Annotated in this window: 17 protein-coding genes; all 17 read left to right on the top strand. The window is 35.3% G+C overall.

What is annotated here, in order from left to right; translation table 11 throughout:
* Positions 1 to 30: 30 nt before the first annotated feature.
* Positions 31 to 2,172 carry a PVC-type heme-binding CxxCH protein gene (locus DSM08_RS11410; RefSeq protein ID WP_149526269.1) on the top strand — a complete coding sequence of 714 codons (2,142 nt, stop codon included), beginning with the start codon at positions 31 to 33 and terminating at the stop codon, positions 2,170 to 2,172.
* A gap of 2 nt (positions 2,173 to 2,174) precedes the next feature.
* On the top strand, positions 2,175 to 2,558 hold the full coding sequence (locus DSM08_RS11405; RefSeq protein WP_149526268.1) for a high-potential iron-sulfur protein: 384 nt from the start codon (positions 2,175 to 2,177) through the stop codon (positions 2,556 to 2,558).
* A gap of 706 nt (positions 2,559 to 3,264) precedes the next feature.
* Positions 3,265 to 3,963, top strand: coding sequence for a hypothetical protein (locus tag DSM08_RS19060; RefSeq protein WP_187773850.1), 699 nt, complete (start codon positions 3,265 to 3,267; stop codon positions 3,961 to 3,963).
* 511 nt (positions 3,964 to 4,474) lie between these two features.
* The gene (locus DSM08_RS11395) at positions 4,475 to 5,020 is read left to right on the top strand and encodes a hypothetical protein (RefSeq protein WP_149526267.1); all 546 of its coding nucleotides are present in this window, start codon (positions 4,475 to 4,477) and stop codon (positions 5,018 to 5,020) included.
* Between the two features lie 95 nt (positions 5,021 to 5,115).
* Positions 5,116 to 6,168 carry a hypothetical protein gene (locus tag DSM08_RS11390; RefSeq protein WP_149526266.1) on the top strand — a complete coding sequence of 351 codons (1,053 nt, stop codon included), beginning with the start codon at positions 5,116 to 5,118 and terminating at the stop codon, positions 6,166 to 6,168.
* A gap of 229 nt (positions 6,169 to 6,397) precedes the next feature.
* On the top strand, positions 6,398 to 6,823 hold the full coding sequence (locus DSM08_RS11385; RefSeq protein WP_149526265.1) for a hypothetical protein: 426 nt from the start codon (positions 6,398 to 6,400) through the stop codon (positions 6,821 to 6,823).
* Positions 6,824 to 6,948: 125 nt separating this feature from the next.
* Positions 6,949 to 7,059: a polymorphic toxin type 10 domain-containing protein gene (locus tag DSM08_RS19470; RefSeq protein WP_149527708.1), complete on the top strand. Its 111-nt coding sequence runs from the start codon at positions 6,949 to 6,951 to the stop codon at positions 7,057 to 7,059.
* A 42-nt stretch (positions 7,060 to 7,101) separates the two neighbouring features.
* On the top strand, positions 7,102 to 7,386 hold the full coding sequence (locus tag DSM08_RS11375) for an Imm27 family immunity protein (RefSeq protein WP_149526264.1): 285 nt from the start codon (positions 7,102 to 7,104) through the stop codon (positions 7,384 to 7,386).
* A 291-nt stretch (positions 7,387 to 7,677) separates the two neighbouring features.
* Positions 7,678 to 8,358, top strand: coding sequence for a hypothetical protein (locus tag DSM08_RS11370; protein WP_149526263.1), 681 nt, complete (start codon positions 7,678 to 7,680; stop codon positions 8,356 to 8,358).
* A gap of 190 nt (positions 8,359 to 8,548) precedes the next feature.
* Positions 8,549 to 8,845, top strand: a complete 297-nt coding sequence (locus tag DSM08_RS11365) for a hypothetical protein (RefSeq protein WP_149526262.1) — start codon at positions 8,549 to 8,551, stop codon at positions 8,843 to 8,845.
* Positions 8,846 to 8,998: 153 nt separating this feature from the next.
* Positions 8,999 to 9,388 (top strand): hypothetical protein, encoded by a 390-nt coding sequence (locus DSM08_RS11360; RefSeq protein ID WP_149526261.1) that lies wholly within the window; start codon positions 8,999 to 9,001, stop codon positions 9,386 to 9,388.
* A 239-nt stretch (positions 9,389 to 9,627) separates the two neighbouring features.
* Positions 9,628 to 10,212, top strand: a complete 585-nt coding sequence (locus tag DSM08_RS19055; protein WP_187773849.1) for a hypothetical protein — start codon at positions 9,628 to 9,630, stop codon at positions 10,210 to 10,212.
* Positions 10,213 to 10,281: 69 nt separating this feature from the next.
* Complete coding sequence (locus tag DSM08_RS11350) at positions 10,282 to 10,548, top strand: hypothetical protein (protein ID WP_149526260.1); 267 nt, start codon at positions 10,282 to 10,284, stop codon at positions 10,546 to 10,548.
* Complete coding sequence (locus tag DSM08_RS11345; protein WP_149526259.1) at positions 10,532 to 10,957, top strand: hypothetical protein; 426 nt, start codon at positions 10,532 to 10,534, stop codon at positions 10,955 to 10,957. Before DSM08_RS11350 ends, DSM08_RS11345 begins: the two co-directional genes overlap by 17 nt.
* A gap of 58 nt (positions 10,958 to 11,015) precedes the next feature.
* Positions 11,016 to 11,291: a hypothetical protein gene (locus tag DSM08_RS11340; RefSeq protein WP_149526258.1), complete on the top strand. Its 276-nt coding sequence runs from the start codon at positions 11,016 to 11,018 to the stop codon at positions 11,289 to 11,291.
* Positions 11,288 to 11,686, top strand: coding sequence for a hypothetical protein (locus DSM08_RS11335; RefSeq protein WP_149526257.1), 399 nt, complete (start codon positions 11,288 to 11,290; stop codon positions 11,684 to 11,686). Before DSM08_RS11340 ends, DSM08_RS11335 begins: the two co-directional genes overlap by 4 nt.
* 4 nt (positions 11,687 to 11,690) lie before the next feature.
* Positions 11,691 to 11,930 (top strand): hypothetical protein, encoded by a 240-nt coding sequence (locus DSM08_RS11330; RefSeq protein ID WP_149526256.1) that lies wholly within the window; start codon positions 11,691 to 11,693, stop codon positions 11,928 to 11,930.
* Positions 11,931 to 12,163 lie beyond the last annotated feature (233 nt).

Raw genomic sequence — 12,163 nt, 5'->3', positions numbered from 1 at the left:
AAAACAATAAATCTAATTTTTTGAAAAACAATGAAGAAAATCAATAGCAAGTTTCAGGTAGTTGGCTGTCATGCCTTCGTTGCAACAACCGTATTATTTGGGTTATGGTCCTGCAATCAACCCAAATATCCGGGGCCTAAGACTCCAGAGGAGTCCATAAAAGCAATGAAAGTGCATCCAGATTTTGAAGTACAAATATATGCAACCGAGCCTTTCGTAAAGGATCCTATAGCGATGACCTTTGATGAGAAGGGGAATGCTTATGTGGTCGAAATGGCGGATTATCCTTTTTCAGACATGGAACCCAATCCACCGGGCAAGGGCAATGGCAGAATCGTTTATTTGAAAGATAATGATAACGACGGGGTGGTTGACGAGTCTATCGTTTTTGTCGAAGGCATTTCAGAGATGACAAGCGTAATGGCATGGAAGAATGGTCTTTTAGTGACTGCAGCACCTGATATTTTCTATTTGGAAGATACAGATGGTGACGGCAAGTCCGATCATAAGGAGGTGCTCTACACCGGTTTCTTCACGAATAACTCTGAAGCACAAATTACCAATTTGACATACGCAATTGATAACTGGATATATGCATCGAATCATGGTCAAGCGGGGGAAATTACATCCACACGCCAAGCTGATGCACCTGCGTTGTCCGTCGGCGGCTCCGATTTCCGCTTCCGTTTAGATAAGCAACTTTTTGAAAGAGAAACCGCCCCAGCACAATTCGGACAGACATTGAACGATTGGGGACATCGCTTTATGACACAAAATACATTACATATCCAACAAGCCGTTATGCCAGGGCGATACATGCATAGACATGAATTCCTACCTTCTAAAAAAGGTGTTGAGAATATTTCCGATCATGAATTGCGAATGTATCAGGTTACGCCAGCTCCGTATTGGCGAGCTGAACGTAGTCGAAGACGCCAAGAGGCATATGATGAACAAGGGAAAGGGCAGGTGGAGCATGCTGAAGGCCACTTTACTGGTGCTTCGGGAGGTACAGTTTATGGAGGAGATGCATTCCCAGAAGGCTTTTATGGTAATATCTTTACCGGAGAAGTGGCAGGAAATTTAGTTCACCGAGATGTTATTGTACCGCACAAAACCAGTCCAAAATACGTTGCATCGCGCGCTGCCGAAGAAAAAGAGAGTGAATTTATCACCTCTACGGATTCTTGGTTCAGACCCACAAGTTTCGCTGTGTCGCCTGATGGTAATTTATATATGGTTGATATGTATCGCCAGCATATAGAAACGCCGATGTCTATTCCTGAAGACTTGGTTGCCGAAATGGATTACAAGCAAGGTATGGACATGGGAAGAATCTATAGGATCGTTCCTAAAAAGAAAAAGAATCTGAACCGTAGTATAACGTCGAAAGAGAATAAGACAACGGCTGATTATGTGAAATTGCTAGCGCATGAAAGCCAATGGTGGCGATTGCAGGCTCAACGTAAGTTGATCGAAAGTCAGGATAAAAGTGTGGTTCCTGCTGTCGTTGATTTGTTTAATAACAGCAATGATCCACGGTACAGGTTGCATGCGCTTTATACTTTAGAAGGTCTTGGAGCACTGAATAGTGAATTGGTTAAAAAGGCGTTGGCAGATAGTCATGAGGGCGTTCGAGAGCACGGTGCCATCTTATCAGAGCGATATCCTGAAACTAGAGAGGCTCTAGCCGCTCTTATAAATGATCAAGCTCCACGAGTTGTTTTTCAAGCTACCCTGAGTTTAGGACAGTTCAATGATGCAAATACCATTAATCTTTTGACTAATATCCTCGAAAAAAATAGTGCTGATCCATGGTTTAGAATGGCAGTGTTAAGTTCGAATGTAGGCTCATCCTATGAGCTATTCAATTCGCTGAATAAAACAGCTTTCTTTGATGCGTACAATGATGATAAGGCTCAATTTATTAAAGACTTGGCTTTTATCTTAACAAAAAGAGATCAATCTGTCGATAAATTCGCGAAGGATGTGGAAGCCATTTCCAAAGGTAAAAATGAAAGTAAGTGGTTGTTAGGAGCGATAGAAGGTATCGAGAAAGCAAGCAAAGACGGGGTGAAAAACCAAGCAGTAAAAACAACCCTGCAGTCGATAATGGAATCTACCGCAAATCAAGATGTCAAAACTAAATTATCTGAACTACTTAAATCATAACTATGAAGAATAACACGAAGATGAAGAGAAGAGATTTTATTAAAAGCACCGTTTCTTCTTCATTGGCTCTAATACTAGGAACGGCATACTTGATGACGGGATGTAATAATTCAGGGAAACAGACTGAACAGACTGCTGATGCTAAATCACAGGGGAATGCAGTGAGTTCATGCGACGATTATTCAGGCGTGGATGAGGTAAACTTGAGAAAAAGAGAGCAGCTGGGCTATGTCAAACAAACTCCTAATCCGGAACATCAATGTGATAATTGTAAGCTGTATATCGCGCCAAAAGACGGGCAGCAGTGTGGAGGATGTATGTTGTTTACAGGTCCCGTTTTTGCAGAAGGCTATTGCACATACTGGGCACCGCCAGATGAGGCCTAAATTAGATATAATAAAATAACGGTGTGAGGCCAATGAAAAGAGTTCATGTTAATTAACATGGGCTCTTTTTTTCGTAGGATTTATGTCGCATATGTGAAAGCTTTCAGCGGCATAATTCTTTTAAAACGTTTGCATTCTTTTTAAGTGCTATCGATAGCGACGTCTAGCATTTGCCTACGGTTGGTCAACTCAATTCCCTTATAAAACCCTTTCATAACCCATTCAAACCCAAATCAAAAGCCTTTCGAAAAGGGATTGATATGGGCTTGATAGGGTTATGAAAGAATTTTCCTATCTTTTAAGTAGATAGTTGTTACATTTGTGTTTTTTATGGGTCTTCCTAAATTATCGAATAATAGACTTTACATTTTTAAACAACATGCTAGCTCGCATCATGATATTCATTTACACAATGAACCTAGTCGGACGAGTTGCATATGTTCACTACAATCCACCGAAGTTTTCAAAAATGTTGTTGAGAGGAATAAGAAATAGTTCAATATCAATATTTCCCAACAACTATGGAATAAGGCGGCTACAAGCGACGATACCTTTATTTATAGCTATGATAAGTTGAAACGGGAACCAAGGAATATTCGGAACTTTCCGTTACTATAAACGTGGTGTAATACACAGACTTGAGTTGCGAGTGGTATATTTGAGATGATAGATAATTTATTTAAAAGTTTAAAAAATATATTTTGCTATGCGTTGGATTCTAATTTTTTTATTGTTTATTTCTTTGAACATTTTGAATGCTCAAGAGAGTAAAATATGCGTTAGTAAAGAAGCCGTTAAGATGGATTACGATGGCTATCTGCTAAAGATTACGGTAGAGAAAGATGGACGGAGATATGAAACAAGGCCAGGGGATTATCAGCAATGGGTTGATTTTATGTGGCAATTTGAATTCAAAGAACGTGTGGAAATTTTGAAGCAACTATCGCACTACTTCGATGATTATTCCTTGTGCAGCAAAGCTGTCGAGGCGCTACTTCCGGCGATTGGGATGCCAAGAACAATCGGTCACGATTCAAAAGAAACGCGATATACAATTGCCGTGGAGGCTATGTTTTTGATTAATTGGATGGCATTCGGGGATATGGCTGCCTTTCTATCGACAAAACCTATCCTTTTCGATGTAGAGAAAAAAACGGCTGTTGCCTACGACGATTATAAGAGCATCAAAAAGCTAGCAAAACTTTACAGGCGATGGGTGAAAAAAAAGCAAAAAGACGAAGATATCTCAATGTTTGAGATGTTTGAACTGGATAGTGGTCAGGTTATCTGGGAAGGAAGTGACCTTATGCAAACAGTCGAAAGGAAGCAATATTTTTTGAAAACTTTTAGAAATCCTTACGGGTATTTTTTGAAGAATAATAAATTAGTAAGGGCGCCAAAGTAATACTTATTATGTTGGATATCGCTTCTCTATTGGTATTGTTTTGGAATCGAGGAGATTTAGGTAGCAACGCGTGTTCACGGATGGAGAAGGATTTATTTTCAAATTCATTAATTGTTTTATATAAGAATATAAAATTGGGGAATTGGTGCGTTTTACATAAATAGCTCGTTTTATGAAAAAAAGAAGTACATTGTTGTTTATTATAATGCTTTTATAAAATCTTAGTTCATGTAAAAATATGATTAATCAGGATATATATAAGATTATAAGAACTAAAACAAATACTATAAACCGATTTCGGTTCGAGGAGGTGGTCTGGTCTCGAGCTTGTTTTTCATGAAATGTCCCATCAGTTTGATTTCGATTAAGGAAAAATGCCTGATAGTATTGACGAAAAGAATTATGGAAGTTCTCCTGCTGAAAAAAGAGCGCTTAATTTAGAGAACATTGCTAGAGGTTTGGAAGGTCTTCCTAACCGGAAAAAATACTAGTATGTGTGAATATTAGAATTATGAAATACATTGTATTGTTTTTTATTTTCAGTTGGCTATTCATTAGTTTTGAAAGTTCAAAGTCAAACTTTGAATTCGACAAAATTTTACTCCAAAATATTGTGAATGAAGACCACAACAATCCAAGTACATATTATTTTCCAGTATTTATTTCTTATTCAGAGTCTGAAAAAGGACTAACATATATCGATTATTTGAATACTGTTTATAATCAAAAAAGTATTTATGAAAAAAATAAAATCTCTTATGAAAAATTTATAAGCGATGCTCTCTCTCAGAAAAAGAAATTTTTGAAATCTGAAATAGATGCAGATGCCTTTAAAATTAATTCTCGAACATTTGAAACTTATTACAAATTTGGATTAAAGTACACAATTGAGAAACATTTAGAAATATTCGATGAAGGTAGTTATAAATTAAAAAAAGGAATTGAAAAAAGTGAATTATATACTTTGATGTATTTGTGTTTTACGAACGGTTCAATCGTTATTTATGATGACTATATTGATATTTATTTTATAGAACAAATGTCATCTTTCTATTGAAATTTTAGTGTTTTTTAAAACTAATTAGAGTCCTGTTCGCATGGCGATTTGATGAAATTTTTAATGCCAGTATATGGATTGGCTAGATAATAAAAATGATGAACAAATCATTAATTCTTTTTGAAGTACAAAATTTTTCTCAACAATTGAATGTTTGTATAACTTATTTATTATTGATTATTCAGGTATGTTTTATGTCAATTTTCTGTTCCTGTCAGAACAGGCTCAATACGGTGAATTATTCACGTGAAGATTTGGAAGGAACCTGGGCTATTGATATAGAGGAAGAAAATATTTTAAGAAAGGTAGCTAAAGATGGGCATCGTGAGTATTCTTGGCGACATTTTACTGGGGATCAACTCGGCATTAAAGGTTTTTCCTTTTATAAGGATTCGTGTGACTACAAAGCTGGTTTTTATGACTATGCGGATATGGACAATGGGCTACCTCTGCCTATAGATTCCAAGACGATCTATAAAATAGCAAGTGATACGCTAAAGATCTGGGATTTGGGCAAGTCGGAATGGAAAAAAATCTTAATTGAGCGTTTGACCAATGACACCTTAGTCCTCAGGGAAGTGGAGGACGATCGTTTGTTTAAATACCATAAAGTTAAGAAGAGCTCTCAAACAAACGAGGATTTTGACGAAATTATCCTCGCCACTGTCTCGCCAGATTATCTTTCGGACGAATTTTATTATTTAGATAAACAAGGAGCTTATATTTATCAGAAGTTTGATGTGAGAGGATTGGATACCATTCGATATCCTATATACCGATATAGGCTAAAATCAAGTCAGTTAGAAACTATTAAAAGAAATTTTGATTATGTTGATGTAGATTCGTTGAAAGAGGAGTATCATTCTTCCCATTTAGGAGATCGGACTTACTTTTTTTTGTTTTTTATCAAGAATGGTAAAATAACAAAAGTGATCAATGATGATAATGGTGTATCACCGGATGAATTGCAATGGGGTTATGTTCCATTGATGTACTTAAGAAGACTGGTAAGCATGGAACATATTACTGATATTAAGGATTGTCCTGGATGTATAAAATTAAGAGAACAAACACCTGCAATAATGAAAGAGATAGAGGCACGGTTGGGTTGGGACTGGGATATAATTAGAGCCAGGAAGGTAAAGTAATAATATTAATCACGACGATTACGGTGCTAGCTTCTTAGATGAGGAGATAGGATGATTGTATGATACCTGAAAGCTTGAAAAAGGGCAAATTATATAATCCTAATTATGGCAAAAAAACGAGAAAAGAATTAACTGAGCTTGAAAAGAAAGGTGACAAGATAGGCAAGGAGTTGAAAAAAATAATAGACCAAGCTAAACGCATTCTTAACAAACTAAAAACAACGAAACGATGATAAAGCTAAACGACTTTATAGAGCGATTAACAGAATATGAAAGAAACATAAATGTGATTTCTCACGATTTAATGCGTAGAACTAAAAATGATACATCATTCTTCAATTATTTGAATAACGTTGATCAAAAGTATTTAAACGACATAAGGTTAATTTTAATTATGACAGCTGCATTACAGATTTCTGAAACAGAATCGATATATGATTCTTTTGAGTTAGAAGATATAGCTAAAATATTTGATATTCTTTTAAAACAACATAAATCTAATTTAGACTTGAATTTAGAAGTAATATACTTTAATTACAACGTAATGACGGATAATAACAGAGCCCTTGCTTTAATAATTGAGTTGGAAGAACGACTAACTGCAGAACTATCTAAAATTAATGAAATTAAAAATGAAATACAGAATGAAATATAGTTACTAAACCATTATATTAACTATTAAAGCTATGGAGTTTTTAATGTTGTTTATAAAGATATCAGCAGTCAATACTGCCCCAAATAAATTTTTGGGGGTAAAAAATTCATCTTTAATATTGTCTAATCTTTGAATTTGATACTCCCAGCTCAGGTCTCTCATCGCTAATAAATCGAGACAATCCCAGGTTTGTAGGGTTTGGCTTAAAAACCGGAGGAGCAGGTGAACTTCAATAACTAATCAACAATACCTTCTAATGCAATTAAAACAATAGTAAAATGACAAAATTGAAAAAGGAAGAAACTCTATTAAAAGGAGCGTTAATAAAACACTTAAATTCAATTGAGTACGATGATGTGAGCAATCGAATATTTTCTCTTGTTGAAAATTATTTAATAGAAGTAGACGTTGATTGTAGTGGTTGGTATAAACTGTTTAAAGATCCAAGAGATGGGAGGTATTGGGAATATTTTTTTTCTAATAGTAAGTTGCAGGGTGGTGGTGCCCCGATTTTAAAATATTTGTTAAAAGAAGAGGCTATAACTAAGTACAATTTAATTTAGATTTGGTAGTTTCCTAAGTTAAACCTAAAGCACTATACGTCTTTTTCGTTATGCCGAAAATAAGAAGTCTTTATAGTCTGAATCAATTTCTGCGGGGTAATCAAATAAATATAACTTGAAGTTAGACTAGTCCCAATAGAGGTTAGGTTTATTCAACTAGAAAAGTCAGATCTGTTGAAGGAGGATACCGAAAAATTCAGCTTTAAGCAGATTTATAAAAGAAGTTGAAAACGATAGTTTTCTATTCCTTTTTCGTATTTTAAAATAGTCTTTATCGGAAATCAGGACGCTATGCGTTGGATACTAATTTTTTTATTGTTTGTTTCTTGGAACATTTCGAGTGCTCAAGAGAGCAAAATATGCGTTAGTAAAGAAGCCGTTAAGATGGATTACGATGGCTATCTGCTTAAGATTACAGTAGAAAAAGATGGTAAGAAGTACGAAACAATGCCAGGGGATTATCAGAATTTGGTTTATTTTATTGGTCAATTTCCATTCAAAGAACGTGCAGAAATCCTAAGACAATTTTCAAATTATTTTGATGATTATTCCTTGTGTAGTAAAGCTGTAGAAGGGTTGTTTCCGCTAATTGGGATGCCTAGAACAATAGGTCACTATTCAAAAGAAACGCGATATACAATTGCGGTGGAGGCCATGTTTTTGATTAATTGGATAACATTTGGAGATATGGCAGCCTTTCTGTCGACAAAACCTGTCCTTTTTGATGTAGAGAAAAAAACAGCGGTTGCCTACGATGATTATCAAAGCATCAAAAAGCTAGCAAAGGTTTATAAGCAGTGGGTGAAAAAAAAGCAAAGAGACGAAAACATCTCGATGTTTGAGATGTTTGAATTGGATAGCGGTCCAGTTATCTGGGAAGGAAGCGATGCAATGCAAACTGAGGAGCGAAAGCGGTTTTTTAAGAAAACTTTTAAAAATGCTTACAAACGTTTTATTGAAAATAATAAATAATTAAGAGCGCCAATGTGACAATTATTATGTTGGATACGCGTCTATATCGCTATTGTCTTGGAATTGAGGAAATCTAGTTCGTAATGCGTGCTCACGGATGGAGGAGGATTTATTTTCAAATTGGTTATACGTTTTTAGAAAAGGATATAAATTCGGGGAATAAGAGTGTTTTATACAAATAGCTCGTTTTATGAAAATACAAAAGAAAGAAGTGTTGGATGTGCTTACGCTTTTATCAAAAAAGGTCAATGAAAATTTTGGAGATGAGATTATTTTGAGTTCTCAGGATTATTATTGGCAAATAGGATTAGATGATATGTACGACGTTCACCAAGAGACAAAAGAATTGATGATTGGACAGATCAGCGATGACTGGTCGGAGCTTAAAAGGTTGTTGGTCAATGCTGATGATGCGATCTCATATGATTTGGTTCGTCTTGGGGAACTATTGAAATTGTTAAAGTATAGTAGCCTAGGTGTTTGGTGAGATAAATATGAAATACCTGATGAATGATGAATCCTGCTTGTGAAAGTGTTACAGGTTCTTTAAACCAAGAATAACCTCTACATATATAACCAACAGTCTAGAGTCGTGGCAACTATGCTTCAAAAATACTTAGTTACACTAGAAATATAAAAAATGAAATATCAAGTTACTTTTTTTTTGTGCTTTATGTTTATGATTCCTTTGAGCTATGCACAGACTAATTCATTTAGTACGATTAAGGAAGCAGTTAATTATCATATAAATAGATTGAAGGAAGATGTTCGTAATTATGACAATATATTTGTGATTACTGGCCTATCAGAGGATGTCGATTTATCTGAAAGAGTATATCAGGTTGAAAATGGATTTAATGCCTCGTTTTTGAAAAAAGATGATACGAACTATCTTGTGAGAATAATAATTGATTTAAAATCAGAAGTTTTGAAAGTAGATATGATCAACTTTAGAGTTATCAAAAAATCGCGAAAAGCGATTCACTTGATAAATTTATCTAATGGGGGTACATATTTTATCAAACCATAGTAGAAAGTAATTGTATCCTTATTTTCATTCAACAAGAAAAGCCAGATATGTTGAAGGAGGACACCGAAAAAGTCATTTTTAACAGGCTTAAAAGAAGGAGTGGGAAACTAAAGTTTTCTGCTCTTTTTTCGTATCTTAAAATGGTCTTTATCGGACATCAGGATGTTATGCGTTGGATACTAATTTTTTTATTGTTTATTTCTTCGAACATTTTGAATGCTCAAGAAAGTAAAATTTGCGTGAGTAAAGAAGCCATTAAGATGGATTATGATGGCTATCTGCTTAAGATTACAGTAGAGAAGGATGGTGGTAGATATGAAACTAGGCCCGGTGACTATCAAAATTGGGTTGATTTTATGTGGCAATTTGAATTCAAAGAGCGCGCAGAAATCTTGAAGCAACTATCTCACTACTTTGATGATTATTCCTTGTGTAGCAAAGCTGTAGATGCGCTACTTCCAGCGATTGGGACAGTTGGAACATTGGATCACAATTCAAAAGAAACGCGATATACAATTGCGGTGGAGGCCATGTTTTTGATTAATTGGATGGCATTCGGGGATATGGCTACCTTCCTATCGACAAAACCTATCCTTTTTGATGTAGAGAAAAAAACGGCCGTTGCCTACGATGATTATAAGAGCATCAAAAAGCTAGCAAAATTTTACAATCGATGGGTGAAAAAAAAGCAAAAAGACGGAAACATCTCATTTTTAGAGATGTTTGAACTGGATAGTGGTGATGTTATCTGGGAAGGAAGCGATGCTATGCAAACGGAGGAACGAAAGCAGTTTTTTAAGAAGACATTTAGAGATGTTAATTAGAGGCTTTATAGAAACTAACATACGAGGAATATAAATTATGCACCTTATGGGCCTATGACCGGCCGACTTTTGAACGGTAAAAATGCAACAACACGTTCTGCTGGTAATTTTTTAGCAGGACTAAATGGTGTAACTGGTACCTTTCAAGGATCAAAAATCAGTGGTTTAACTTACATGAAATTAGCGGCAGCATATCACCAAGGTCAGTTATCTATGAAAAACATAGGTTTGATATTGCTTTTTGGAAAATCATTCGGCCCAACACCTTACTATGGTGAGCAACCTTATTCAGGACGTAGAATATTACAAGGGATCAATTATGGCACAAAGAAATAGTAAATTACTTATTTTTATACTTCCAATGATGTTTTTGTTTAACAACTGTAATGGCGTTAAGGATACATTTAGGAGTAAAATTCTTGTTTCTAGTAAGGGAGAAAAACTGTATATAAATACTCTTAATTGGGGTGTTACTGATGACAATCAGTACACCATCATTACTAAAGATGCAGGTAGGTTAAAGAATAGAACCGATACTGTGAGTGCTATAATTGGCTTGTCACCATTTGTATATAGGTTTCGGGGAGATACTTTATCTGTTTTTTATCTGGAATGGAAAGAGATCGATATTAAGGAGAGGTTCAAATCTATAAAGATAGAATATAACCCTCTTGAAAATAGAGAGTATATGAGCATAATAAATAAAGCGGGAAAGGGAGAAGAAGGATATCAATTGGTTCCTTGACAGAGAAAATATTCCGCTTAAATACGTTGATAAACTCGAGAAAAAATTGCTTAAAAAGATGAATATTAGTGCGAATAAAGCTGAAAAATATAGGCGTAGAATGGCAAGTGACAGCCATCGCAAGAAAAATACTCAGAAACGTAATCGCTCCAAATTTGAAGAATATTCTAAGCAGAGCAGTAGTTATACTAGGGTATATATGGGAGTTAAAACAGTAAATGATGCATATAAAAGTGGTGGAGCGGAGGCTTTACAGCAATTGGATTTGTACTTTAACATCCCCCCGAGCCTAAGACCAATTATCGAGGTAGGAACACCAACAATTGTAGAATGAGTTATTTGAGTTATTCGAAAATAAGACCTTTCCTTATTGGTATCCTCGCTATTGGTGTTGCTTGTAATCTGTATTTTTACAGAGAAGATGTTAAGATGGAGAAGGTTGTTCCTCAGAGTTTTGTAGTTGTAGAGCAGTATTGTCGAGCTTCAAAAGGAAGCTCTTCAATCAATATAAAATATAACGGAGATCAATACTCTGTCAGAATGGCGAACGGAGAATGCTTAAAATATCCGGTTGGTGCTGAAATCAAATTAGTCTATAACGATACACACGATTATTTTTATAAGCAAGATGGACTTGCGAAAGTTAGCTTTAGGCTGTTTCTTTTCTCATTTCTTTTACTCCTTTCAGTTGTTCCATGGAATAGACTTCTAAAGAAAAAGCTTAAATAGGACTGTGCTTAAGAGAATATTGACCCGAAATACGCACGACCATGTCCGTCGGTTATTGGATACCCATAAAAAGATTAATGCTCGAGATTCTATTTTACAGAGCCGGATGTGCAATAATGAGATCGGTCAGCTAATGAGTAAAGGCCTGCATTACAAGAATACTCTTAGCAAATCTACATTAAAGGCATTGAATTTAATAAAAGAACAAGGGAAAATAGAGAAAGAAAGTTTGAAGAAGGGTTAAGGGCTAAGTTTAGACATTAGATATAAGACAGACACTGGTTAGTCCAAAGACAAGTCAATTCATAGGTAACTTATTTGATTATTTGCGGTAATACATCATGGAAGAGAATTATTTTATATAGAACGCATTGCGAATTGATAATATCATCCGATGTGTTTTCTCCAGTTACTATTTCAGAAGAGTTGGGTTGTGGTTCTTCACGGTCTTTTAGGAAAGTAGATGAAATCATTTCT

The organism is Sphingobacterium hotanense, assembly GCF_008274825.1.
GTDB classification, from domain to species: Bacteria; Bacteroidota; Bacteroidia; order Sphingobacteriales; family Sphingobacteriaceae; genus Sphingobacterium; species Sphingobacterium hotanense.
This window is presented reverse-complemented; position numbering and strand designations above follow the sequence as displayed.